General features: G+C 66.4%; 28 protein-coding genes and 1 tRNA gene. 14 read left to right on the forward strand and 15 right to left on the reverse strand.

Annotation, left to right across the window (positions count from 1 at the left end):
* Positions 1–162: 162 nt before the first annotated feature.
* Positions 163–247 (reverse strand) — tRNA-Leu (locus IC762_RS04995).
* Positions 248–439: 192 nt separating this feature from the next.
* Here IC762_RS04995 and IC762_RS05000 point away from each other — a divergent pair.
* The gene (locus IC762_RS05000) at positions 440–976 is read left to right on the forward strand and encodes a disulfide bond formation protein B (RefSeq protein ID WP_195787519.1); all 537 of its coding nucleotides are present in this window, start codon (positions 440–442) and stop codon (positions 974–976) included.
* Positions 977–992: 16 nt separating this feature from the next.
* Here IC762_RS05000 and IC762_RS05005 read toward each other — a convergent pair whose 3' ends face one another.
* On the reverse strand, positions 993–2,078 hold the full coding sequence (locus tag IC762_RS05005) for an AbrB family transcriptional regulator (RefSeq protein ID WP_433995874.1): 1,086 nt from the start codon (positions 2,076–2,078) through the stop codon (positions 993–995).
* A gap of 238 nt (positions 2,079–2,316) precedes the next feature.
* Positions 2,317–2,592 carry a PsiF family protein gene (locus IC762_RS05010; protein ID WP_195787520.1) on the reverse strand — a complete coding sequence of 92 codons (276 nt, stop codon included), beginning with the start codon at positions 2,590–2,592 and terminating at the stop codon, positions 2,317–2,319.
* Between the two features lie 177 nt (positions 2,593–2,769).
* Between IC762_RS05010 and IC762_RS05015 the strand changes: the two genes are divergently transcribed.
* Positions 2,770–3,261: a hypothetical protein gene (locus tag IC762_RS05015; RefSeq protein WP_195787521.1), complete on the forward strand. Its 492-nt coding sequence runs from the start codon at positions 2,770–2,772 to the stop codon at positions 3,259–3,261.
* Positions 3,262–3,311: 50 nt separating this feature from the next.
* Here the strand turns inward: IC762_RS05015 and IC762_RS05020 are convergent, their stop codons facing one another.
* Complete coding sequence (locus IC762_RS05020; protein WP_195787522.1) at positions 3,312–3,869, reverse strand: TetR/AcrR family transcriptional regulator; 558 nt, start codon at positions 3,867–3,869, stop codon at positions 3,312–3,314.
* A gap of 107 nt (positions 3,870–3,976) precedes the next feature.
* Between IC762_RS05020 and IC762_RS05025 the strand changes: the two genes are divergently transcribed.
* The 6 genes from IC762_RS05025 to IC762_RS05050 all read left to right on the forward strand — a co-directional run bounded on the left by IC762_RS05025 (position 3,977) and on the right by IC762_RS05050 (position 7,776).
* Positions 3,977–4,408 (forward strand): acyl-CoA thioesterase, encoded by a 432-nt coding sequence (locus tag IC762_RS05025; RefSeq protein ID WP_195787523.1) that lies wholly within the window; start codon positions 3,977–3,979, stop codon positions 4,406–4,408.
* Between the two features lie 5 nt (positions 4,409–4,413).
* Entirely contained in the window at positions 4,414–4,857 is a 444-nt protein-coding gene (locus tag IC762_RS05030; RefSeq protein ID WP_195787524.1) for a PaaI family thioesterase, read from the forward strand.
* Positions 4,858–5,081: 224 nt separating this feature from the next.
* Positions 5,082–5,468, forward strand: coding sequence for a CidA/LrgA family protein (locus tag IC762_RS05035; protein WP_195787525.1), 387 nt, complete (start codon positions 5,082–5,084; stop codon positions 5,466–5,468).
* Positions 5,465–6,187 carry an LrgB family protein gene (locus IC762_RS05040; RefSeq protein WP_195787526.1) on the forward strand — a complete coding sequence of 241 codons (723 nt, stop codon included), beginning with the start codon at positions 5,465–5,467 and terminating at the stop codon, positions 6,185–6,187. The genes IC762_RS05035 and IC762_RS05040 overlap by 4 nt, the downstream gene beginning before the upstream one ends.
* 94 nt (positions 6,188–6,281) lie before the next feature.
* The gene (locus tag IC762_RS05045) at positions 6,282–7,061 is read left to right on the forward strand and encodes a sulfite exporter TauE/SafE family protein (RefSeq protein WP_195790002.1); all 780 of its coding nucleotides are present in this window, start codon (positions 6,282–6,284) and stop codon (positions 7,059–7,061) included.
* Between the two features lie 37 nt (positions 7,062–7,098).
* Positions 7,099–7,776 carry a DsbA family protein gene (locus IC762_RS05050; RefSeq protein ID WP_195787527.1) on the forward strand — a complete coding sequence of 226 codons (678 nt, stop codon included), beginning with the start codon at positions 7,099–7,101 and terminating at the stop codon, positions 7,774–7,776.
* A gap of 3 nt (positions 7,777–7,779) precedes the next feature.
* Here IC762_RS05050 and IC762_RS05055 read toward each other — a convergent pair whose 3' ends face one another.
* The gene (locus tag IC762_RS05055; RefSeq protein ID WP_195787528.1) at positions 7,780–8,382 is read right to left on the reverse strand and encodes a CGNR zinc finger domain-containing protein; all 603 of its coding nucleotides are present in this window, start codon (positions 8,380–8,382) and stop codon (positions 7,780–7,782) included.
* Between the two features lie 74 nt (positions 8,383–8,456).
* Between IC762_RS05055 and IC762_RS05060 the strand changes: the two genes are divergently transcribed.
* Positions 8,457–9,134, forward strand: a complete 678-nt coding sequence (locus IC762_RS05060; protein ID WP_195787529.1) for an AzlC family ABC transporter permease — start codon at positions 8,457–8,459, stop codon at positions 9,132–9,134.
* Complete coding sequence (locus IC762_RS05065) at positions 9,127–9,432, forward strand: AzlD domain-containing protein (protein ID WP_195787530.1); 306 nt, start codon at positions 9,127–9,129, stop codon at positions 9,430–9,432. Before IC762_RS05060 ends, IC762_RS05065 begins: the two co-directional genes overlap by 8 nt.
* Before the next feature lie 14 nt (positions 9,433–9,446).
* Here IC762_RS05065 and IC762_RS05070 read toward each other — a convergent pair whose 3' ends face one another.
* Together IC762_RS05070 and IC762_RS05075 are read right to left on the reverse strand one after the other, a co-directional pair.
* Positions 9,447–9,644 (reverse strand): hypothetical protein, encoded by a 198-nt coding sequence (locus IC762_RS05070; RefSeq protein WP_195787531.1) that lies wholly within the window; start codon positions 9,642–9,644, stop codon positions 9,447–9,449.
* A gap of 61 nt (positions 9,645–9,705) precedes the next feature.
* A complete protein-coding gene (locus IC762_RS05075; RefSeq protein WP_195787532.1) occupies positions 9,706–10,593 on the reverse strand; it encodes a LysR family transcriptional regulator in 888 nt (295 codons plus the stop codon).
* Between the two features lie 119 nt (positions 10,594–10,712).
* Between IC762_RS05075 and IC762_RS05080 the strand changes: the two genes are divergently transcribed.
* Together IC762_RS05080 and IC762_RS05085 are read left to right on the forward strand one after the other, a co-directional pair.
* Positions 10,713–11,453 (forward strand): SDR family oxidoreductase, encoded by a 741-nt coding sequence (locus tag IC762_RS05080; protein WP_195787533.1) that lies wholly within the window; start codon positions 10,713–10,715, stop codon positions 11,451–11,453.
* Between the two features lie 58 nt (positions 11,454–11,511).
* Complete coding sequence (locus tag IC762_RS05085; protein ID WP_195787534.1) at positions 11,512–12,411, forward strand: SDR family oxidoreductase; 900 nt, start codon at positions 11,512–11,514, stop codon at positions 12,409–12,411.
* 264 nt (positions 12,412–12,675) lie between these two features.
* Here the strand turns inward: IC762_RS05085 and IC762_RS05090 are convergent, their stop codons facing one another.
* From IC762_RS05090 to IC762_RS05100, 3 genes are all read right to left on the reverse strand, one after another.
* Positions 12,676–13,758 (reverse strand): phospholipase, encoded by a 1,083-nt coding sequence (locus IC762_RS05090; protein WP_195787535.1) that lies wholly within the window; start codon positions 13,756–13,758, stop codon positions 12,676–12,678.
* Positions 13,759–13,779: 21 nt separating this feature from the next.
* On the reverse strand, positions 13,780–14,751 hold the full coding sequence (locus IC762_RS05095; RefSeq protein WP_195787536.1) for a S1C family serine protease: 972 nt from the start codon (positions 14,749–14,751) through the stop codon (positions 13,780–13,782).
* A 195-nt stretch (positions 14,752–14,946) separates the two neighbouring features.
* On the reverse strand, positions 14,947–16,464 hold the full coding sequence (locus IC762_RS05100) for an AMP-binding protein (RefSeq protein WP_195787537.1): 1,518 nt from the start codon (positions 16,462–16,464) through the stop codon (positions 14,947–14,949).
* Positions 16,465–16,768: 304 nt separating this feature from the next.
* Between IC762_RS05100 and IC762_RS05105 the strand changes: the two genes are divergently transcribed.
* Positions 16,769–17,089, forward strand: coding sequence for a PilZ domain-containing protein (locus IC762_RS05105; RefSeq protein ID WP_195787538.1), 321 nt, complete (start codon positions 16,769–16,771; stop codon positions 17,087–17,089).
* 26 nt (positions 17,090–17,115) lie between these two features.
* On the opposite strand, the gene IC762_RS05110 is transcribed toward IC762_RS05105, so the two are convergent.
* Positions 17,116–17,367, reverse strand: a complete 252-nt coding sequence (locus tag IC762_RS05110; RefSeq protein ID WP_195787539.1) for a hypothetical protein — start codon at positions 17,365–17,367, stop codon at positions 17,116–17,118.
* Positions 17,368–17,663: 296 nt separating this feature from the next.
* On the opposite strand from IC762_RS05110, the gene IC762_RS05115 reads away from it, so the two are divergent.
* Complete coding sequence (locus tag IC762_RS05115; protein ID WP_195787540.1) at positions 17,664–17,870, forward strand: hypothetical protein; 207 nt, start codon at positions 17,664–17,666, stop codon at positions 17,868–17,870.
* A 187-nt stretch (positions 17,871–18,057) separates the two neighbouring features.
* Here IC762_RS05115 and IC762_RS05120 read toward each other — a convergent pair whose 3' ends face one another.
* Genes IC762_RS05120 through IC762_RS05135 form a run of 4 tightly spaced genes read right to left on the reverse strand, consistent with a single transcriptional unit; the run spans position 18,058 to position 20,976 of the window.
* Positions 18,058–18,549: a GNAT family N-acetyltransferase gene (locus IC762_RS05120; protein WP_195787541.1), complete on the reverse strand. Its 492-nt coding sequence runs from the start codon at positions 18,547–18,549 to the stop codon at positions 18,058–18,060.
* Positions 18,550–19,578 carry a peptidoglycan -binding protein gene (locus tag IC762_RS05125; RefSeq protein ID WP_195787542.1) on the reverse strand — a complete coding sequence of 343 codons (1,029 nt, stop codon included), beginning with the start codon at positions 19,576–19,578 and terminating at the stop codon, positions 18,550–18,552.
* A gap of 12 nt (positions 19,579–19,590) precedes the next feature.
* Positions 19,591–19,962, reverse strand: a complete 372-nt coding sequence (locus IC762_RS05130; protein ID WP_195787543.1) for a VOC family protein — start codon at positions 19,960–19,962, stop codon at positions 19,591–19,593.
* 15 nt (positions 19,963–19,977) lie between these two features.
* Complete coding sequence (locus tag IC762_RS05135; protein WP_246801431.1) at positions 19,978–20,976, reverse strand: flagellar motor protein MotA; 999 nt, start codon at positions 20,974–20,976, stop codon at positions 19,978–19,980.
* Positions 20,977–21,163: the final 187 nt, after the last annotated feature.

Raw genomic sequence — 21,163 nt, forward strand, 5'->3', positions numbered from 1 at the left:
TCTCCCGATACCAGCAAAAATACCAGCAAATCCGGCGGCTGAGATCGGACGAGAACAAACGGTGACGAACACCGATGTACGCGCAAGAGCCTATTTTTCAAGGGCTTCCGAGCACTGTACGGACGGTTGCGAACGATTTGGAACGGGCTTGAACAGCCTAGTTGGTGCCCCTGGCCGGAATCGAACCAGCACTCCTTGCGGAACTCGATTTTGAGTCGAGCGCGTCTACCAGTTCCGCCACAGGGGCCTTCGTGGCCCGGGCCAGCGAAAATGGCCGAGGTTGCGAAGCGCGGCGGACTATAGCGGCCGGTCCGTCACGGTCAACCCGCGCGGAAGTGATTGTCCCGCGCCTCGACAGCGGTATTTTCGCGCGATACGACCCGCTTCGAGCTCGGAATAAGACGATGGCCGTTCCGATCATGTGCGCAGGAGGATCACCGTGACCGTTGCCGCCGCCCAGCCGTCGCATGTCCACACGGCCGGCAGCCCCGCGCTGACCGCGTCAGCGGCGGTTGCCGTGATCGCAGCCGCGACGCTCGCCGGCGCCTGGTTCTTCCAGCTGGTGCTGGAGATCCTGCCCTGTCCGCTCTGCCTCGAGCAGCGCTATGCCTATTATCTCGCGGTCCCGCTCGGCGCCGTGGTGGCGTTGGCGGCCGCCCGCGGCGCGCCGCGCCCGGTGCTGCTCGCGGGGCTTGCGCTGCTCGGCCTCGCCGCGCTCGCCAATGCCGGGCTCGGGACCTACCACGCCGGTGTCGAATGGGGGTTCTGGCCGGGGCCGACCGATTGCACCGGTCCGATGGTGGATTTCGGCAAGGCCGGTTCGCTCTTGGATCAGCTCGACAAGGTCAAGGTGGTCCGCTGCGACGAGGTGCAGTTTCGCTTCCTCGGCATCTCGCTCGCCGGCTACAACGTGCTGATCTCGCTCGTGATGGCCGCGATCGCGGCGTGGGGCGTGGTGAAGACCGCGAGGGCGTGACCCCTGATCGTCGACGTCAATCGTCGACGTCGTCCTGCGGCCGTCCGAACAGATGGATGATGCCCGGCGTCGAGACCGTGACGAAGACGAAGCGCGAGAGATGATGCGCGCCGACGAAGATCGGGTCGATGTGCAGGGTCAGCGCCAGCGCCAGCATGGCGTCCATCGCGCCGGGCGCGAAGGCGACCACGACGTCGGCCAGCCGCACGCTGGTCGTGAGGCCGATCACCCCGACGAAGGCGGCCGAGATCAGGATCGCGATCGCGAACGAGCCGAGCCCGGCATTGATGTGGCTGAGCAGGGTCGAGGTCTTCATCCGCGCGAATCGGGTGCCGATCAGCGCGCCGATGCCGACCAGCGCCACGTTACGGACCCAGGGTGGCAGGCCGCCATCGACCCAGCCCGCGCCGTGCAGCAGGCTCGAGGCAAGCATCGCGCCGAACATCCAGCTCGCCGGAAATTTCACCCAGCGCAGCAACAGCGAGGCGGCGATCGACGCGCCGATCAAGGCGGCGAGGCCAAGCGGCGTGGCGGCCGTCGTCAGTTGCGGCAGCGGTGCGGCATGCGTCATGCCGGTCAGCGCCAGCACCAGCGGCAGGGCCGCGGTCAGGATGATCACGCGGATGGTCTGCACCACCGCGATCGCCGCGACGTCGGCGCCCTTCTCGGCGGCCAGGATGGTGATCTGCGATAGCGCGCCGGGGCTGCCGGCGAGGAAGGCCGAGGTCTGGTCCCAGCCGTGGACGCGCTGCAGATAGTAGCTCGAGCCGAAGGTCGAGCAGAAGGTGGCGAGCGCCAGCAGGGCGATCGTGATCGGATAGGAGCTCATATGCTGAAGCAATTGCTGCGACATCAGCGAGCCCAGCGAGATGCCGAGCAGCAGCAGCACCGATTGCGTCAGCACCGGCGGCACCGCCAGCGGCCGGCCCGCGAGCGCTGCGATTGCGACCGCGGCCATCGCACCCGAGATCAGGCCGCCCGGCAACTCCGCCCACAGAAACAGCAGGCCGCCGGCGGCGCCGATGACTGATGTCTCGAGCCCGTTCAGGACTTTGCTGCGGTCGGGAATGGCCGGTGCCATCGAAGCGCGGATCGGGGTCACGCCGCCTTATGGCAAATTCGCACCCGCGGGACAATTGCATCTCGCGATTGCAGCAATGCGCGCCGGCACTCGGCCGGCGCACAATGTTTCGCATCCCCGCCTCGTCATGCCCGGGCTTGACCCGGGCATCCACGTCCTGGCTTTCGCGTCGAGGAAGACGTGGATGGCCGGGACAAGCCCGGCCATGACGGTGCTAGAGGTCGGCGGGAAGGGCGAAGGACGTCAATGTGTCCGAGTATTACTTCGCAGCCGGGGCGGCGCCGCCGCTCATCTTTCCCTTCTTGCATTCGGAGCGGAATTTCTTGCGCTCCTTGCCGTGCAGGCCCTTGGCGTCGGCTTCCTTCGAGCACTCGATCGACTCGGCGCTGTGCGGCTTCTTGTCCGCCGGCGCCTTGGTCGCGGCCGCCGGGGCGGCGTCCTTGGCGGCGGGCGCCGTGGTTTGCGCGAAGGCTCCGCCCATCAGCAGGAAGGAGGCAACGGCGGTTGCGGTCGCAAGTGAGGAAATCTTCGTCATGGTGCACCTCGTAGGGAAGGGAGCGGAACCGTTGCGCGGCGATGCTGAACCGTGGATGAACATGCGGCACTCCACCCGCCACAATATTTTGACAGGACAGCACGCCCGCGCGTTGTCGCAAGTGCGGGTTGCGCTAGGATAATGATCTTACGCCATTTCCCCCAAGGGAGACCAAGGATGACGATCCAGACCAGATTGTTCTGCGCAGTTGCGCTGTCGGGCTTTGCAGCCATTGCGCTGAGCGCGCCGGCGCAGGCCCTGACCTCACAGGAGTGCAGCGCCAAGTATCAGGCCGCCAAGTCGGCCGGCACCCTGAACGGCCAGAAGTGGAATGATTTCCGCAAGGCGCAATGCGGCGCCGACGCCACCCCGGCCGCTGCACCCGCTGCGCCGCCGCCCGCTGCCGCCGCACCCGCCCCGGCTGCGCCGAAGGAGGCCAAGCAGGCGCCGGCACCGGCTCCGATGGCGCCGGCCGCCACCGGCAACGCCGTATTCCCGAACGCGGTCGATCCCAAATACGCCCAGGAATCCGCCGGCAAGCAGCGCATGCATACCTGCGACGACCAGTACAAGGCCAACAAGGCCACCGGCGGCAATGGCGGCCTGAAGTGGATCCAGAAGGGCGGCGGTTACTGGAGCGAATGCAACAAGCACCTGAAGGGCGCCTGAGCCCCTCGACGTGAATTTCCCGAGCGGCCGGCGCTGAGCCGGCCGCTTTTCTATTGGCTCTCCGCGATCAGCTTGTCCGCCGACTGCGACAGCAGTTGCGCGCGCTTGCGCGGGCCGCGGTCGGGAAACAGCAGGCTCTGGCCGAACAGGAAGCCGTAGAACAGGAACGCCTGCGCATCCGCTTGCTCGGCCGACAGCCCGGTGGCGCGGTAGAGCTGGCCGACATTTTTCAGCCGCGCGGCGTCGACGCCGGCGACGGCGCCCGCCGCCGCCTCATCGCCGCGCGCCCACTGCCGGATCGCAAGCTCGATCGCCATCGCCTCGGCATTCATGCGTTCGGTGTACAGCGTGATGATCGCCCGTAGCCGCTCGCGCGCGGTCGCGCCGTCGAGCGCCGTCTGCTTCTCGATCGCGGCAATGCGGCCGTCGCGCCAGCGCGTCAGCATCGCCTCCAGCAGCGCGGCGCGATCGCGGAAGCGGCGGTAGAAGCCGCCCTTGGTGACGCCGAGATTCTTCGCCAGCACCTCGACCCGCACGCCGTCGATGCCGGAATGCGCGAGCTCGGCAAAGCCGGCCGCGACCCAGACGTCACCCTTGCTCTCGGTCATCCAGTCTTTCATGCACCCTCGATACGGTACCGTATTGCTAGCCTGCTTGCCTGGTGATACGCTACCGTATCGCAAATGAAAATCAGACGAGAAACAGGAGCGGCACGATGGAGGAGGCGACCTATCGCGGCACGGTCTACCCCTGGCATTGCGACCACATCGGCCACATGAACGTGATGTGGTATGTCGGCAAGTTCGACGAGGCGAGTTGGAACATGTTCGCGCGCCTCGGGCTGACGCCAAGCTATCTGCGCGAGTCCGGCCGCGGCATGGCCGCCGTGCAGCAGAACATCTCCTACAAGCGCGAGCTGTTGGCCGGTGACCTCGTCGAGGTCAGGAGCAGCCTTGCCGAATTTCGCGACAAGTCGATCCGCGTCCTGCATGAGATGCGCAATGCGGAGACCGGCGACCTCGCCGCGACCTGCGAGATCACGGCCGTGCATATCGACCGCGCCGCGCGCAAATCGACGCCGTTCGCGCCGGCGATCCGCTACGCGGCGATGCCGCACCTCGTGCCTGCCGAACCCGCAACCGTGTGACCGCCATGCCCCGTTTCGAGCCGAAGAATCCCGATTACCGCGCCGCTGCGAACGCAATGTTCGAGCGCCAGCGCGCGATGCAGACGTTCGGCGTCTCGGTCGCGCGGATGGAGCCGGGCGAGGCCGATCTCGCGATGCCCTATGCGGCCGAGTTCTGCCAGCAGCACGGCTTCGTCCATGCCGGCGTCATCACCGCGGGCCTCGATAACGCCTGCGGCATGGCCGCCTTCACGCTGATGCCTGAACGCACCGACATCCTCACCGTGGAGTTCAAGACCAATCTGCTGGCGCCGGCCAAGGGCGAGCGTTTCGTGTTCCGCGCCGTCGTGGTCAAGCCCGGCCGCACGCTGACCGTCTGCGACGCCCAGGCCTTTGCTGTGCAGGACGGCGCGGAGACGCTGGTCGCCACCATGACCGGCACGCTGATGGCGCTGCAGCGGCGGGAGTAGAAGAGGGGTACGCGCAACTCTATCCCCGTCATCCTGAGGTGGCCGCTCCTTCAGCGGCCCTCGAAGGATGAATCGGCCCGGCTGGTGGCCGTCGATCCTTCGAGGCTCGCTCCGCTCGCACCTCAGGATGACGGGGCTGGCGGCGGCGCGCCGATAGCGACGAGCATTGACAAGCCTCACGCGCGCCGACCTGATAGGCGCATGCCCCACGCGCCCGCCTCATCATGATCGCCAGCCTCAGCCTGATCCTGCTCTGCCAGCTCGTCGGCGAGGTCATCGTGCGCGCGCTTGCCGTGCCGGTGCCCGGCCCGGTGGTCGGGTTGGTCCTGCTGCTCGTCCTGTTGCTGGCGCGCGACCGCTTTCCGCTGCTGGCACGCGGGCCGCTCGGCAATGACGGCGTCGAGAGCGCCAGCCGCGGCATGCTGGCCAATCTCTCGCTGCTGTTCATCCCCGCCGGCGTCGGCGTGGTGCAGAAGCTCGATCTGATCGCCGCGCACGGCATCGCCATCGTCGCGGTGCTCGCGATCTCGGTCGTCATCACGCTATTGGTGACGGTCGCGACCTTCGCGGTGGTGAGCCGCGTGCTCGCGCGCCGGGACGAGACGCCGTGAGCGACAATCCGTTCTCGCTCTGGGTCTATCTCTCGCAGTCGCCGCTGCTCTGGCTGACGGTGACGCTGTCGACCTATGCGGTCGCCGACGCGGTGTCGCTCAAGACCGAACGCCATCCGCTCGCCAATCCGGTGCTGCATTCGGTGTGGATCATCGGCATGTTCCTGCTCGCGACCAAAACCTCCTACACCACCTATTTTGCCGGGGCACAGTTCGTGCATTTCCTGCTCGGACCGGCAACGGTTGCGCTCGCGGTACCGCTCTACGAGAACCGCAAGATGGTTGCGGCGGCGATCCTGCCGATGCTGATCGCGCTGGTGATCGGCTCACTCGCCGCGATCGTCTCGGTGGTGCTGCTGGCCGAGGCCTTCGGCCTGCCGCGCGACGTGGTGCTGTCGCTGGCGCCGAAGTCGGTTACCGCCGGTGTCGCGATGGGGATCAGCGAATCCCTGCACGCCGATCCGTCGTTGACCGCGGTGTCGGTGATCCTGACCGGCATCATGGGCGCCATCATCGTCACGCCGCTGATGAACCGGTTCGGCATCACCGATTTCCGCGCCCGCGGCTTTGCCGCCGGCATCGCCGCGCACGGCATCGGCACCGCCCGCGCCTTCCAGGTCGACGAGATCGCCGGTGTCTTCGCCGGCATCGCGATGGGCCTGAATGCGCTGGTCACCGCGCTGCTGGTGCCGCTCGCCGTGACATTTTTGGTGCGTTGACGTCCAGTTGCAGTGCAGTTTTGTGCTGTGAGCATGGCATCCGGCAGCAAATTCTTCTAGGGTCGCGGCCTCAAACGCGAGTCTGTTCCCCTTGATCTTCTCCGCAACGCAGAGTGTGCTTGGACTGGCATCGGGCATGCTGGTCGGATTTTCGCTGGGCCTGGTCGGCGGCGGCGGGTCGATCCTGGCCGTGCCGCTGATGGTCTATGTGGTCGGTGTGCCCGAACCGCATGTCGCGATCGGCACCTCGGCGATCGCGGTCGCGGCCAATGCCGCGATCAACCTTTCCAACCATGCCCGCGGCGGCACCGTGATCTGGTCCTGCGCGCTGGTGTTCGCGCTGTCGGGCATCTGCGGCGCGTTCGGCGGCTCGATCCTCGGCAAGATGCTGGAGGGCCAAAAGCTGCTGGCGCTGTTCTCGCTGGTGATGCTGGTGATCGCCGCCCTGATGCTGAAGACCCGGGCGCGGGTCGGGCTTACCGATGTCAAGATCTCGATGGCCAACATGCCGGCGATCATCGGCCTCGGGCTCGCCACCGGCACCATGTCCGGCTTCTTCGGCATCGGCGGCGGCTTTTTGATCGTGCCGGCGCTGATGCTGGCGACCGGGATGCCGATCATGAACGCGGTCAGTTCCTCGCTGGTCGCGGTCACCGCCTTCGGCATGACCACGGCGCTGAGCTATGCGTGGTCCGGGCTGGTGTCCTGGGGCCTGGCGGGGCTATTCGTCGCCGGCGGCATCGCCGGAGGACTGTTGGGCACACGCAGCGCCCGGCATTTGTCGGAACGGCGCGGCGCCCTGAATATCGTCTTTGCGACTGTCATTATCGTCGTGGCGATCTATATGCTGATGCGTAACATCAACGTGTCCTGAGCGTAGAGCAGGCGAGGGACAAGCGCGAAAGCCGGATATGAACCAGTTGAAACCATCGAGGGGCGATTTCGCTCCCACCCGCCGCGGCGCGCTCGGCCTGCTGGGCGCCGGCATCGCGCTGCTGGCCGCGCGAGGGGCGCGCGCCGAGGAGGAAGAAAAGGTCCTGACCGAGGCGCTGGTGCTGCGCGATCCCGACATTCCGGTGGTCGGCAATCCCAAGGGCGATATCACCATCGTCGAGTGGTTCGACTACAACTGCCCCTATTGCCGCAAGCTCGAGCCGGAACTGCGCCAGGTGATCCAGGACGACGGCAAGGTCCGCCTGGTGCAGAAGGACTGGCCGATCCTCGGGCCGGTGTCGAAGGTCGCGGCCCGGATGGCACAGGCGGCCAAATATCAGAACAAATTCCATGAAGCGCATGACGCGATGATGGGCGTCAATTCGCGCATCACCGAGCCGCGCATCGCAGAGTTGCTGTCGGGCGCCGGCCTCGACATGGACCGCCTGAAGAAGGATCTCGACGCCAACGCGCAGGCGATCGATGCTGTGCTCGCGCGCAACAACGATCAGGCGGAAGCGTTCGGCTTCAACGGCACGCCTTCCTTCATCGTCGGCAAATACCGCGTGCCCGGCGTGCTCAGCATGGACCAGTTCGAGCAGGTGATCGCCGACGCCCGCAAGGCCAATATGGGCCGCAAGATCGAGAAGAATTAGGGCTCAGGTCGAGCCCTTGCGCTTCGCATAGGCGCGCCGCGCGCGTTCGCGGTTGCCGCAGACCTCGCTCGAGCACCAGCGGCGGGTGCGGTTCGGGCTTTCGTCGACAAAGAACCAGCCGCAGCCTTCGGCCTCGCAGCAGCCGATGCGCCGCGAATCGTCGGACGCCAGCAGCGCCGTCAACGACCACAGCACCGGCCATAGCGGCTCGTTGATGTCGGTCCCCGCCAGTGCATGGCGGTAGCCGCGGTCCTGCCGCATCAGCTCGGGCTGCCGGGGAGCAGCCGACAGCATCTGATTGACGAGACGAAGCTCGGCATGGCCGCCGCCGCGCAGCGCATCCGACACCGACCAGATGTCGCGACGGAGCGCGTAAGCCTGCTGCAGCGTGGCCTCGGCTTCGCGGCTTGCCGCGCGCGGCTTCAGCTTCCTGATCGCGGCCTGCGGCAGCGTCCCGCGGCGCTCGCTCCATGCGAGCCAGGACGCATAGTCCGGGATCAGCTCCTGCGGCTCGTCCGAGGTGCGCCAGTCGAGCGTGTTGGCAAAATCAAGGCAGACGCGTCCGCCGAAGAATTGCGTCGCTGCCCGCGCGGGGTCCCTTGACATGACGGCCTCTCACAAAGTCTAATCTAATGCTCATGACCATTACAAGTGTTCAGGCTTCGTCTCGCGCTCCTACCATGACGGCCGCCGGATTCCGGCGCGGCCTGGTCGCGGCGCTGCCCTTCCTCCTCAGCAACGGCGCCGCCGGCCTCGTGATGGGACTGACTTACAAGGGGCTCGGGCTTGGCGCGCCGCAAGCGGTCCTGTTCAGCCTGTTGGTCTACTCGGCCACCGCGCAAGCGATCACGCTGAGCCTGTGGGCCAATCCGTTGCCGGTGTTCGCTATGGTGGTCGCCTGCATCGCCACCAATTCGCGATATCTACTGATGGGCGCGCATTTGCGCCAGCTGTTCGGCAGCCTGCCGGCCCGGAAGATGCTGCCGACGCTGTTTCTGCTGGCCGATGCGTCGTGGCTGATGACGAGCTCGGATGCCGAGCGCAACGGGCCGGACGCCGGCTATCTCTTGGGAGCGAGCATTCCGATGGCGGTCGGATGGAGCGGCGGCACCGCGCTGGCCTATGCCGCGCCGCTTGCGGCAAGCGGCCCGCTCAGCCTCGCCGGCGCGCTGCTGCCGACGATGTTCATCGCGACCCTGCTGCCGAGCCAGTGGAAGAAGACCAAAACCGTCTGGCCATGGCTGGTCTCTGCCCTCACGGCCCTCCTGGTCGCGCGCCTGGTCGGGCCGAGCTGGTCGATGTTGATCGGCGGCGGATGCGGCACGCTGGTGAGCATGATGGGGCGGACCGATGAATGACGATCTCACGGTGTTCGGCGTCATCTTCATCCTGGGCGTGACGTGCTACGCCATGCGCGCCGGCGGATATGTCGTTGCCGCCTCGCTGCGCGACGACGGCATCACGGCCCGTTTCCTGCGCCTCGCGCCCGGCAATCTCTTCGTCGCCTTCATCGTCGGCGGCTGCCTGTCGAGCGGGCTGACGGCTCTTGTGGGCATCATCGTTGCCGTAGCGACGATGGCCGTCACCGACCGGGAATGGGCCGCTCTCGGTGCCGGCTTCGCCGCCGCATTGGCGACATCAGCGCTCGGGATGTGACGGGCGCGATAGCCTCACTTTGCGGCGACCTTTGTCCACTCCTGATGAGCGCGCGTCTTCAGCGCATTCCAGTCATGGGCTGCGACATCCCAATTGACGATATTGCGATTCTCTTCCGCAACCTGCCTGTCCGTCGACTGCATGGAATCATGAACGTAGACGCCGCAAACCAAGAGCAGCGCGCCAAGAATCATTCCGAGAAACACTCGCATCGCATATCCTCCGGTGTTGGCCGGATAACGTCGTTGACGCGGTGCTGGTTCCGGCGATCAATCACCCCTGCCCAAACGCCCGCATCACATAGTCGATGAAGACGCGGACGCGCGGCGAGAGCTGGCGGTTGCGGGGGTAGAGCAAGTGCACCGGCACGGATGGCGGCCGGCAGTGCTGCAGCACCTCGACCAGTGTTCCCTGCGCCAAATCGGCCTCGGCGTGAAAGCGCGGCACCTGCACCAGGCCGAGACCGAGCTTGGCCGTCGCCAGATAGCTTTCCGGCCCGGTGATCGACATCGGGGCGGGCAGCGGAAATTCCTTCAGCACGCCGTCGATCAAAAACTCCATCGGACGCAGCCGTCCCGTTGTCAGCGAGCGAATGCCGATCATGCAGTGGCCGTCGAGCTTGAGCGGATCGGTCGGCGTCCCGTAGCGCGCGAAATAGTTCGGCGCGGCGCAGGTCAGCCGATCCAGCATCACCACTTGCCGCGCGATCATGTCGCTGTCGGTCAGTTGGCCGAAGCGCAGCACGCAATCGACGCCCTCGCGGATCAGGTCGATCCAGCGGTCGCTCTCGCTCATGTTGATCTCGATGTCAGGATATTCGGCGAGGAAGCCCGGCAGGTTCGGCAGCAGGAAATGCCGCGCCAGCGTGCCCTGCACTTCGAGCCGCAAAAGCCCTTTCGGCCTGGCGCCGCCGAACGCGCCCTCGGCATCTTCGAGATCCGCGATCAGCGACACGCAGCGCCGGTAATGCGCTTCGCCGTCGAGCGTCGGGCGCACCGTGCGCGTGGTGCGCTCGAGCAACCGCACGCCGAGACGCGCCTCGAGGCCCTTTACCGCATCGGTCACGGTCGAGCGCGGCAGGCCGAGATCGTCGGCGGCATCCGAAAAGCTGCGTCGCTCCACCACCCGGGTGAACACGCGCATCGCATCGAACCGATCCATCTATTGTCCGGAATTTACGAATAGTGATGTCAGAAGATGCATGATTATCCGGAGGATGCCAAGGACTAGGGTCTCTCCATCGAACGCGGCTCGGCCGCACAACCCGATGGGAGACGAAAATGACCAACCAATCCAACAAGGTAGCTCTGGTGACGGGCGCCTCGCGCGGAATCGGCGCGGCGGTGGCCGAACGGCTCGCCAAGGACGGCTTCACCGTCGTCATCAACTACGCCGGCGACGCCAGGCCGGCCCAGGCCGTCGCCGACCGGATCGAGGCTGCCGGAGGCCGGGCGCTGACGGCGAAGGCCGATGTCAGCGACGCCAACGCGGTGCGCGGCCTGTTCGACGCGGCGGAAGCAGCCTTCGGCGGCGTCGACGTGCTGATCAACAATGCCGGCATCATGAAGCTCGGCAGGATTGCCGACAGCGACGATGCCAGCTTCGACCAGCAGGTCGCGGTCAATCTGAAGGGCAGTTTCAACACCATGCGCGAGGCGGCGCGGCGGCTGCGCAACGGCGGACGCATCGTCAACTTCTCGACCAGCGTGGTCGGCACCAAGCTCGAGACCTACGGCATCTATGTCGCGACCAAGGCCGCGATCGAATCCCTGACCGCGATCCTGTCGAAGGAATTGCGCGGTCGCGGCATCACCGTGAATGCCATCGCACCCGGCCCGACTGCGACCGACCTGTTCTTGCATGGCAAGTCGGACGAATTGATCGAGCGCTTCGCCAAGATGGTGCCGCTGGAGCGGCTCGGCACGCCCGACGACATCGCCTCCGCCGTGTCGTTCCTCGCCGGTCCCGACGGCTCCTGGATCAACGGCCAGTCGCTGCGCGCCAATGGCGGGCTGGTCTGACGCTTTCGCACATTCATCCCAACTCTCGTTCAACCCAACACCGCAAGGATATGTTGTCATGAAACAGGTCATCGTCATCACCGGCGCCTCCAGCGGCTTCGGCCGCCTCACCGCCAACGCGCTCGCCAAGGCCGGCCACACCGTCTACGCCTCGATGCGCCACACCACGAGCCGCAACGCCGCGGCGGTCGCCGATATCGAGGAATTCGCCCGCGACAACCATGTCGACCTGCGCGCGCTCGAGCTCAATGTCGGCTCACAGGCCTCGGTCGATGCGGCGATTGCAGAGATCGTCAGCGAGGAGGGCCGCCTCGATGTCGTCATGCACAATGCCGGCCACATGGTGTTCGGCCCGGCGGAAGCGTTCACGCCCGAGCAGCTCGCCGAGCTCTATGACGTCAACGTGCTTTCGACCCAGCGCGTCAACCGCGCGGCGCTGCCGCAGTTGCGCAAGCAGGGCAGGGGGCTCGTGGTCTGGGTGTCGAGCTCCAGCTCGGCCGGCGGCACGCCGCCCTATCTCGCGCCGTATTTCGCGGCCAAGGCCGGCATGGATGCGCTTGCGGTGATCTATGCCCGCGAGCTGTCGCGCTGGGGCATCGAGACCTCGATCATCGTGCCCGGCGCCTTCACCGGCGGCACCAACCATTTTGCGCATTCCGGCCGTCCGGCCGACCAGGCGCGGGTCGCCGAGTATGAGGCGGGGCCGTATGCCGGCTTCGGCGAGCAGATCATGAAGGCGTTTGCGGCGATCGTGCCTGAGGATGCCGACGCCTCCGCGGTCGCGGACGCGATCGTCAAGGTCGTCGACACGCCGTTCGGCAAGCGGCCGTTCCGCGTCCATATCGATCCGACCCAGGACGGCGCCGAAGTCGCATTCGCGGTGATCGACCGCGTCCGCAACGAGATGCTGCACCGGGTCGGCTTCTCGGACCTGCTGAAGCCGCGCGATAACAGGTAAGGCAGCCTGCATCGAATCCAGGATAGCGCCCGCGCGCTCGATCCATCATCGTCATCATGAGGAACGAAGGGCGCCATATGCTGCATTGTCGTCCCGGCGAAGGCCGGGACCCATCACCACCGATCGCCATTGTTGCGCACCGGAGCGATCACGAGTCGCGCCCACAACGTCCGCCGCGGCGTATGGGTCCCGGCCTTCGCCGGGACGACAGCGGAGAGTGTGACGCCGTTCGCATCTCTGGGGTGGCGGGAGGTTGCGGGGGTCTCAAGTGCCGCCAACAGGTGCCCCACTCAGCCATCGCAAGATCTCCGCATTGATCTCGCGCGGGTAGCAGTGGCTGAGATCCTCGATCTCGCGATAGGTGACATTGGCGCCCGCGGCCGACAGTAGTCCCTGCGTCTGCCGCGCGGTCTGCACCGGGAACATCCAGTCGAGCCGGCCATGCGTGATGAAGACAGGCAGGCCGCGCAGCCGCTCCGCATCGGCGACCTCGGCCATCAGCGGATGGAAGGTTGCCGAAACCGGCGCAAGATGCGTGAAGCGGGAGGCGCCGTCGAGCCCGCTGACATAGCTGAAGGTGCCGCCGTCGCTCATGCCGGTGAGCAGCATGCGCGTCTCGTCGATCCGCCAGCGGGCGTGGATCTGGTCGAGGATGCGGTTGAGGTTCGGCGTGTCGGTGTCGTCGCCCATCAGCGCCCAGGTCTGCCCCGTCGCGGTCGGCGCGACCAGGATGGCGCCGCGGCTGCGGGCGTCGCGCAGCCAGCTCCACAGGAAGCCGCGGCCATTGCCGCTGCCGCCATGCAGCGCCATCACCAGCGGCCAGCTGCTTTCAGGCGTGTAATATTCCGGTACGTACATCGAGAAGCCGCCGCGGCTGCCGGGCTCGTTGCGCTCGTGGAAGATGCCGGTGTCCGCCTTGGGCGTGGCCGCGAGCCTGGCCTGCAAAGCGGCGTCCTCGCGTAACTCCGGTGCGAGGAAGAATCCGCTGACCGGCGGCAGCTCGGTGAGCGGATAGAGCGCCTCCTGCGCCCGCGGCAAATAGCGCAGTGCGCGGAACACGCCGACCAGATCGCCCTGGCCGCCCTCGACCTCGCGCAGGCCGGCATAGCCGGCCAGCGCCGCGTCGATCGATGCTTCGAGTGCCGTCTTGATGTGCGCGAATTTGTCCGGCCATGCGGCAAGCCGCGACCGCACCGCCTGCAGCGCCGCGTCAGGTTCGCCCGCGATCTGCATCACGTTGCCGAACTCGGGCGGGTCGAGATTGCGCGCGACGAAGGCCAGCGCCTCCAGCGTCTGCAGCAGTGGCGGCAGCACGGCCACGATGTCGTCGACCACGGCCTCGTCCATCGCCGCCGCCTCTCTGTTTGCCTAATGCAGCCGCGGGCCCTTCAACATGCGCATGCGGTCGATCGAGGTCAGCGTCACGTCGAAAGTGACGCCCTCGTGGTAGACGGTCAGCGGCACGTCGACGCCGGCGGTGCCGAGCGACCACAGTTTGCGATAATACGCCGTCTGGTTCGTCACCTTCTCTCCGGCGATCGCGAGGATGACGTCGCCGGTCTTCAGCTCGGCGCGCGCCGCCGGTCCCTTGTTGGCGATGCCGACCACCACGATGCGGTTGTCGATCTCGGTGGTGTACATGCCGAGCCACGGCCGCGCCGGCTTGTTGACGCGGCCGAATTTGCGCAGGTCGCTGATCACGGGGCCCAACAGATCGATCGGCACCACCATGTTGACATGCTCGGCGTGGCCGCTTCGTTCGCGCTCGAGCTGCAGCGAGCCGATGCCGATCAATTCGCCGCTGTCCGAGATCAGCCCGGTGCCGCCCCAGTTCGGATGCGACGGATGGGTGAAGATCGCATCGTCGATCAGGTATTCCCAGTAGCCGGCGAATTCCTGCCTCGCCGCGATCTGGCTCGCGACCGAACGGGTGCGCCCGCCGGCGCCGCCGAGCACGACGTTGTCGCCGACCCGCACGGATGCCGACGAGCCGATCGGCAGCGGCGCGATGCCGGGGCGGCCGAGCGCCTGCACCAGGCCGAAGCCGGATTCGAAATCGAGGCCGAGCGCATGCCCTTCGACCACGCGGCCGTCGCCGAGATGCAGCCACACGGTCTCGGCCTCGGTGATCAGATAGCCGATCGTCAGCACCAGCCCGTCGTCGATCAGAACGCCGTTGCCGACGCGCTCGGTGCCGAGCGTTTCCGCGCTGGAGGCGTCCGACGGGATCAGCGAATGCAGGCCGACCACGCTCATCAGCGCGCGGTCGAGATCGAAGCGGTAATCTTCTGGACGGGGCTGGAAGGCCGCCGGCACTTTCCATTCGGTTATCGAGGGCATGGCAGGTCTCCGCTGGATCGCACGACACACATCGACAACGCCGTGCGACCCAAATAGATCACGGTCCGGAACACCGGACGCTTCCGTCCTATATAACAGCGAATTGACATTTTATCGAGATGGCGGATCGCGCGGCGCCGCGTCTGGTGCGATCACAAAGAATAGAAGTTCAGCCGCGCCCTTCCCGGAAAACCGCTAATCCCCTTTCGCATGGCCACGCGCGGGCATGATGCGGAAGGCGCGATTGTCCCTGATCCAGGCGGCGCGCTCGTCGCGCAGCAGGGTACGGCGGACCTTGCCGGAATCGTCGCGCGGCGCGGTGCCTGTGCGCTCGAAGCTCTCCGGATGCTTGTAGCGGCTGAGGCGGTCTTTCAGGAAATCGCCCATGCCGTCGGCGATCGCTTGCGCATCTGCTTCATCGGCAAGCTCGAGGATCGCATGCACGCGCTGGCCGAATTCCGCATCGGGTAGCCCGACCACGACGCAGGAACGCACGTCGGGATGCTCGCTGACGGCGGCCTCGACCTCGGCCGGATAGATGTTGGCGCCGCCGCGCAGCACCATGTCGGCGAGCCGGTCACCGAGATAGAGATAGCCTTCTTCGTCGAGCCGGCCGATATCGCCGAGCGATTCCCAGCCGTCAGGCCGCCGCTTCGGCGCCGCGCCGAGATAGTGATAGGTGGTGCCGGCGCCGTCATTGGGCAGAAAATAGATCTCGCCGGTCTCGCCGGTTGCGACGTCATTGCCGTCCTCGCCGATGACGCGAAGCTTTGCGGTCTCGCCGATCCTGCCGACCGAGCCCCTGTGCGCCAGCCATTCGACGCCTGATATGACGCAGGCGCCCTGTCGCTCGGTGCCGCCATAGAGCTCCCAGACCCGCTCCGGCCCGAGCCATTCGATCCATTTCTCCTTCAGCCAGGGCGGCATCGGCGCAGCCATGTGAAACACGATCTGCAAGCTCGAGACGTCGTAGCGGTTGCGGACGTCCTCGGGCAGCGCCCAGATCCGGTGCATCATGGTCGGCACGAAGTTCACCCATTGCACGCGCTCGCGCTCGATCAGCCGCAGCGTCTCCTCGGCGTCGAACTTCACCATGCCGGTCATCCGCCCGCCGCCGAACAGCGCGGAGTGCGCCAGGATGAAGGGCGCGTTGTGATAGAGCGGCCCCGGATTGAGCAGCGAGGCCTGGTGCGGCATGCCGAGCAGCAGCGGCGCCGTGGTCTCGATCACGGCGGGGCTGTGGTCGAGGATCACCTTGGGTCGTCCGGTCGAGCCACCGCTCGTCATCGCCTTCCAGTAGCGCGCGATCGGCGCCTCGATCGGTTGGTCGGAAAATCCATCCGGCACGAAATTCGCCGGCAGCGAATTCGGCGCGTTCCAGTCGGCCTCGCCGCCGACCACGAGTGCAGGCTTCAAGATGTCGAGCACCGCGGCCGCCTCGCCGCGCGGCAGCCGCCACGACAGCGAGGTCGGCGTCGCGCCGCACTTCCACACCGCAAAGCTGGTCTCGAAGAAGGCGTTGCTGTTGGGCAGCCCGATCGCGACGAAGTCGCCGGGCTTGACGCCCTTGGCCATGAACGCGCGGGCCCGCGCATTGGCGCGGCGCTCCAGTTCGCGCCAGGTCAGCGTGTCGCTGCCATGGCTGACCGCGATCGCATCAGCGGGCTTGCGTTCGGCATACCAGCGCGGCACGTCGGCGAGGGGGAGCAGCATGGGCGTTTCCGAAAGGCGAGGCGGCTTGATGCGCGCTTGTTGCGAGATGGGTTGCCGCCACTTCACCAACAGAGCGGCCGCCAAGTCAAGTCGAAGACCGCCTGCGCGGCCGGTATCTCGCTGATGAAATTGCGGAATCCCCATTGCCTCAAAGGTCGCGGCAAGATTCCGGTAAAGTTCAAGCGATCCCGCTAAGCCGGACTTTACGGGAGGGTAGCATGATGCTGGCAGCGGTCGTGCGCCGAACGAACCTGCGCGTCCATCGATGCGCCCGGCGCCCGATATGTCCTCAGGGATGATGACGATGGCGAGCAACGGCGCACGGACCAAGATCAGCCGCGAACCGCGGCGCCAGCTCAACAACCGCACAGCCTGGATCACGGTCGATGACGGCGCGATCGAGCACGAATGCGCCGTGGTCGACATCTCCCCCGGCGGCGCCAAGATCATGACCGAGGTCGAGCTCGCCGTGACCGACCGCCTCGCGCTGACGCTGCTCGCCGATCATTCCAAGAGCTATGCCTGCGAAGTGGTCTGGCACCGAGGCAAGGCGTACGGATTGAAATTCGTGCTCGCGGAGCCGGCTCCGGCTTCGCCGGCCGCCGAGCAGGCCAGCGTGGTCTGATCCGCCCTGCGTCCTTTCAAAGTGCTTTATCGGTGCAGCGTGCTGGCTCCGCCGCCGACATCGCCAGGGTTGGCCGGAAGCGCCGTGCCACCGGTGCCGGTCGTTCCGACCCGCTGTCCGGCCTTGGCTGGAAGTGCAGAGCCGGATACGCCGGACGGAGGTGCGCGGTCTCCCGGCCGCGACGGCAACGGGGTGCCTCCCGTTCCCTGTGCAAGCAGTTGAACCGGAGCGATCGCGACGCACGTGACGATGATCACGGCGAGTTTGTTCTTGAACATGTGCTTCTCCGCATTGAGTCCGAAAGACGCCGTGGGGCGAGTGTGTTCACCATATCAACGCCTATCATGCAGCTCTCGTTCCCGATCGCTGTCACATCGTCGTGGCTGGAAGACGCGAAGCGCACGCAGCTTCGTGAATTTGCGCGGATGCGCCGCGCTGATGCGACCCTCGCGCACCGGTGACGCGACCGTCGCGCACCGGTGATCGCATGTGATGAAATGATTCCGCGCCGCGCGCGTATTTACGCGATGAGAGCCGGGCCTGCTCGGCTCCGATCATCATTTGGAGAAGATCCATGACCAAACCGACCTTCGCCGCGGCGCTCCTGATTGCTGTCGCCGCATTCGCAACCGGCGCCTCCGCCGCCACCAACCATGCGGCGTCACGCCACGCCGAGACCACGACCGCGCGCAGCATCGACTGCGTGCGTGCACCGGACGTCGGCTCGTTCGCAACGGCTCCCTATCGCATGCCGCCCTGCCTGCCCGGCACGCTGCGCTGATGGCGTGAGCCGTCGTGAGATGAATATGTGAGGTGAGCACGCTGGCCGGGCTTCCGCCCCCGCAAGGGGGCGGGAGCATCGAGAACTATTCCGATCGTCGTCGTGGCGAAAGCGAAGATCATTACCCGGATCGTCGGTTGTCGTGCGACCCCGGGACCACGATCCCGCTCCCAACCGCATTCGGTGGTTATGGGTCCTGGCTTTCGCCAGGACGACGATGCGGTGAGTTCGTGCCACGCCACGCCATCCTCAGCACCGGCCGTCCCGAGGTCGGGTTGACGTCCTCGCCGTCATGCACAAATCCGTTACGCTCGTAGAAGCGGATCGCCCGCGCATTGTCCTTGTTGACCAGTAGCATGATGCCGTCGGACGACAGGCGCTTGGCCTCGTCGACCAGCGCGCCGGCCAGCGGCGAACCCCACTGCGCCGGATCGACGACGAGCTGGTCGAGATAGCCTTTTTTGTCGATCGTGACGAACCCGATCAGCGCGGTGGCCTGCTCGGCGACGACGATTTCGGCCTCAGGCACCAATTCGTTCCGCCAGCGCTCGCGCCACCACGCCACGCGGGCGCCAAAATCGATCGACGGATAGGCCTGCTGCCAGGTCTGCCGCCACAGCTCGATGGCCGCGTCCTCATCCGCGGTGCGATAGGCACGAAGCTGGAAGGCGCTGTCCACTTAGCGTTCCGTCAGCTTCAGCTCGATGCGGCGGTTGCGCTTGTAGGCGTCTTCGTTCTGTCCGGTGTCGAGCGGCTGGAATTCGGCGAAGCCGGCGGCGACCAGGCGCTGCGCCGGCACGCCGAGCGAGACCAGGTCCTGCACCACGGAGATGGCGCGCGCCGAGGACAGCTCCCAGTTCGACTTGAACTGCGGACTGTTGATCGGCCGCGAATCGGTATGGCCGTCGACCCGCAGCACCCAGGCGATCTCGCTCGGGATCTGCTTGTCCAAATCGATCAGCGCGCTCGCGACCGTCTCGAGCTCGGTCTTGCCTTCCGGCAGCAGCGTCGCCTGTCCGGTATCGAAGAACACTTCGGACTGGAACACGAAGCGATCGCCGACGATGCGGATATCGGGGCGGTTGCCGAGGATGGCGCGCAGCCGGCCGAAGAATTCGGAGCGGTATTTCGACAGTTCCTGCACCCGCTGCGCCAGCGCGACGTTGAGGCGCGTGCCGAGGTCGGCGATCCGCCCTTGCGATTCCTTGTCGCGCTTCTCGGACGCGTCGAGCGCCTCCTCCAGCGCGGCGAGCTGGCGGCGCAGCGCGCTGATCTGCTGGTTCAGCACCTCGATCTGTGCCAGCGCGCGCTGCGAGACGCCCTTCTCGGAGTCCAGCGCCTTGCCGAGCTCGGTGGCGCGGCCCTGCGCGTCATTGCCGGAATTAGCGAGCCCCTCATAGAGCCCCTTGACGCGGTCGCGCTCGCCTTCGGCCGAGGCCAGGCCGGCGCGGAGCTGGGCCACCTGGTCGTCGAGGCTGAGCTTGCCGAGCTTCTCCAGTGACAGCAGATCGTTGAGCTGCGCGATCTTGGCGTTGAGCTGCTCCAGCGCCTTGTCCTTGCCGGTGACCTCCTGCGACAGGAAGAACTGCACCACCAGGAACACCGAGAGCAGGAACACGATCGACAGCACCAGCGTCGACAGCGCGTCGACGAAGCCGGGCCAGTAGTTGAAGGCGGTTTCACCGCGGCGGGAACGGGCGAGGGCCATCCGGTTTCTCTCTCAGTCCTGCGGCACGTGGCAGACGGCCTCGATATTGTGGCCGTCGGGATCGAGCACGAAGGCGCCGTAATAATTCGCGTGATAGTGCGGCCGAATTCCGGGCGCGCCGTTGTCGCGACCGCCCGCCTTGATCGCGTCCGCGTAGAAGCGGTCGACGGCGGCGCGGTCACCGGCCGCGAACGCGATATGCGCGCCGGTCTGCGGCGTGCCGCGCGTGCCGATCCAGAAGAACGCCTTGGGGCGGATGCCGTAGCCCGCGAACCGCGTTCCCTCGGCATAGAGGCGGCTGATGCCGAGCGCGCGCAGCGCCTCGTCATAGAACGCCTTGGAGCGTTCGACATCGGTGACGCCGATGGAGACGTGGTCCAGCAAAGAGGCCTCCGTCGTTCAGCTCTTCTCGGGTTGGCGCGTCAGCCGTTCCAACAGCCGCTTGATCTCGCGGTTCTGCTCGCCCTGGCCGTCGGCCCATTCGCGGATCATCTGCTGCTCGGTGCGCATATGCGCGACCAGGCCCTGGATCGCCTCGGCGAGATTGGCCATCGCCGCCGTGGTGCCGCGGTTGCCGCCGCCACCTTCCTCGACCGCGGCACGCAGCCGCTCGATCGCGCCCTGCAGATCGGCGCCGCCGACACCGGCCGGAGCGACCTCGCCGGAGATGCCGCGCACGGTGGTGGCGAGCCAGTCCTCGAGATCGGTGTAGAAGCGGTTCTGGGCCTGGCTCGACTGCAAATCGAGGAAGCCGAGGATCAGCGAGCCGGCGAGGCCGAACAGCGAGGACGAGAACGAGATGCCCATGCCGCCGAGCGGGGCGGCCAGGCCCTCCTTCAGCGTGTCGAACAACGCGCCGGCGTCGCCGCCGACCTTCAGGCCGTCGATCACCTTGCCGACCGAGCCGACCGTCTCGATCAGGCCCCAGAAGGTGCCGAGCAGGCCGAGGAACACCAACAGGCCGGTCATGTAGCGCGAAATGTCGCGGGCCTCATCGAGGCGGGTCGCGATCGAATCCAGCAGATGCCGCATGGTCTGCTGGGTGATCGACATCCGCCCCGAGCGTTCGCCGCCAAGGATGGCCGCCATCGGGGCGAGCAGCCGCGGGCGACGGTCGATCGCAAGCCCGGGATCGGCGATGCGGAAATTGTTGACCCAGGCGACCTCCGGATAGAGCCGGATCACCTGGCGGAAGGTCAGGATGATGCCGACCAGCAGCACCAGGCCGATCAGGGCATTGAGCCCGGGATTGGCGAAGAAGGCGGTGATGATCTGCTTGTAGAGCACGAAGCCGATCAGGCCGCAGAGCACCAGGAACACCAGCATCCGCACCAGGAAGATCCGGGGCGAGGAGAGCTTGCTCAGCTCGATCTCCATGTCGGGGCGGGAAGGGGGCATTGCCGGATCATCCGTGTGCGAGCGCCGTGTCTCGCAGCAATATGGCACAGCGGCCAACGGAGGAAAGTGGGAGGAAAGTGAGGAAAGCCGATTCCTTGGTTCGAAGCACGAACTTTGGGTTGAAACCGGACTGAGGGCACCCGCGTCGCGCACCGATCGCGATGGCACGCCATCGCAGCAATCATCG

It is taken from the genome of Bradyrhizobium genosp. L, assembly GCF_015624485.1.
Classification (GTDB): domain Bacteria; phylum Pseudomonadota; class Alphaproteobacteria; order Rhizobiales; family Xanthobacteraceae; genus Bradyrhizobium.

Coding starts and splice junctions, on each gene's coding strand:
- IC762_RS05060 (WP_195787529.1), top strand. CDS start 8,457: ATGACGGCCGCCGGATTCCGGCGCGGCCTGGTCGCGGCGCTGCCCTTC.
- IC762_RS05020 (WP_195787522.1), bottom strand. CDS start 3,869: ATGACCGAGAGCAAGGGTGACGTCTGGGTCGCGGCCGGCTTTGCCGAG.
- IC762_RS05095 (WP_195787536.1), bottom strand. CDS start 14,751: ATGCCCTCGATAACCGAATGGAAAGTGCCGGCGGCCTTCCAGCCCCGT.
- IC762_RS05100 (WP_195787537.1), bottom strand. CDS start 16,464: ATGCTGCTCCCCCTCGCCGACGTGCCGCGCTGGTATGCCGAACGCAAG.
- IC762_RS05050 (WP_195787527.1), top strand. CDS start 7,099: ATGAACCAGTTGAAACCATCGAGGGGCGATTTCGCTCCCACCCGCCGC.
- IC762_RS05070 (WP_195787531.1), bottom strand. CDS start 9,644: ATGCGAGTGTTTCTCGGAATGATTCTTGGCGCGCTGCTCTTGGTTTGC.
- IC762_RS05110 (WP_195787539.1), bottom strand. CDS start 17,367: ATGTTCAAGAACAAACTCGCCGTGATCATCGTCACGTGCGTCGCGATC.
- IC762_RS05075 (WP_195787532.1), bottom strand. CDS start 10,593: ATGGATCGGTTCGATGCGATGCGCGTGTTCACCCGGGTGGTGGAGCGA.
- IC762_RS05090 (WP_195787535.1), bottom strand. CDS start 13,758: ATGGACGAGGCCGTGGTCGACGACATCGTGGCCGTGCTGCCGCCACTG.
- IC762_RS05105 (WP_195787538.1), top strand. CDS start 16,769: ATGGCGAGCAACGGCGCACGGACCAAGATCAGCCGCGAACCGCGGCGC.
- IC762_RS05010 (WP_195787520.1), bottom strand. CDS start 2,592: ATGACGAAGATTTCCTCACTTGCGACCGCAACCGCCGTTGCCTCCTTC.
- IC762_RS05035 (WP_195787525.1), top strand. CDS start 5,082: ATGATCGCCAGCCTCAGCCTGATCCTGCTCTGCCAGCTCGTCGGCGAG.
- IC762_RS05080 (WP_195787533.1), top strand. CDS start 10,713: ATGACCAACCAATCCAACAAGGTAGCTCTGGTGACGGGCGCCTCGCGC.
- IC762_RS05135 (WP_246801431.1), bottom strand. CDS start 20,976: ATGCCCCCTTCCCGCCCCGACATGGAGATCGAGCTGAGCAAGCTCTCC.
- IC762_RS05115 (WP_195787540.1), top strand. CDS start 17,664: ATGACCAAACCGACCTTCGCCGCGGCGCTCCTGATTGCTGTCGCCGCA.
- IC762_RS05015 (WP_195787521.1), top strand. CDS start 2,770: ATGACGATCCAGACCAGATTGTTCTGCGCAGTTGCGCTGTCGGGCTTT.
- IC762_RS05025 (WP_195787523.1), top strand. CDS start 3,977: ATGGAGGAGGCGACCTATCGCGGCACGGTCTACCCCTGGCATTGCGAC.
- IC762_RS05030 (WP_195787524.1), top strand. CDS start 4,414: ATGCCCCGTTTCGAGCCGAAGAATCCCGATTACCGCGCCGCTGCGAAC.
- IC762_RS05085 (WP_195787534.1), top strand. CDS start 11,512: ATGAAACAGGTCATCGTCATCACCGGCGCCTCCAGCGGCTTCGGCCGC.
- IC762_RS05125 (WP_195787542.1), bottom strand. CDS start 19,578: ATGGCCCTCGCCCGTTCCCGCCGCGGTGAAACCGCCTTCAACTACTGG.
- IC762_RS05065 (WP_195787530.1), top strand. CDS start 9,127: ATGAATGACGATCTCACGGTGTTCGGCGTCATCTTCATCCTGGGCGTG.
- IC762_RS05055 (WP_195787528.1), bottom strand. CDS start 8,382: ATGTCAAGGGACCCCGCGCGGGCAGCGACGCAATTCTTCGGCGGACGC.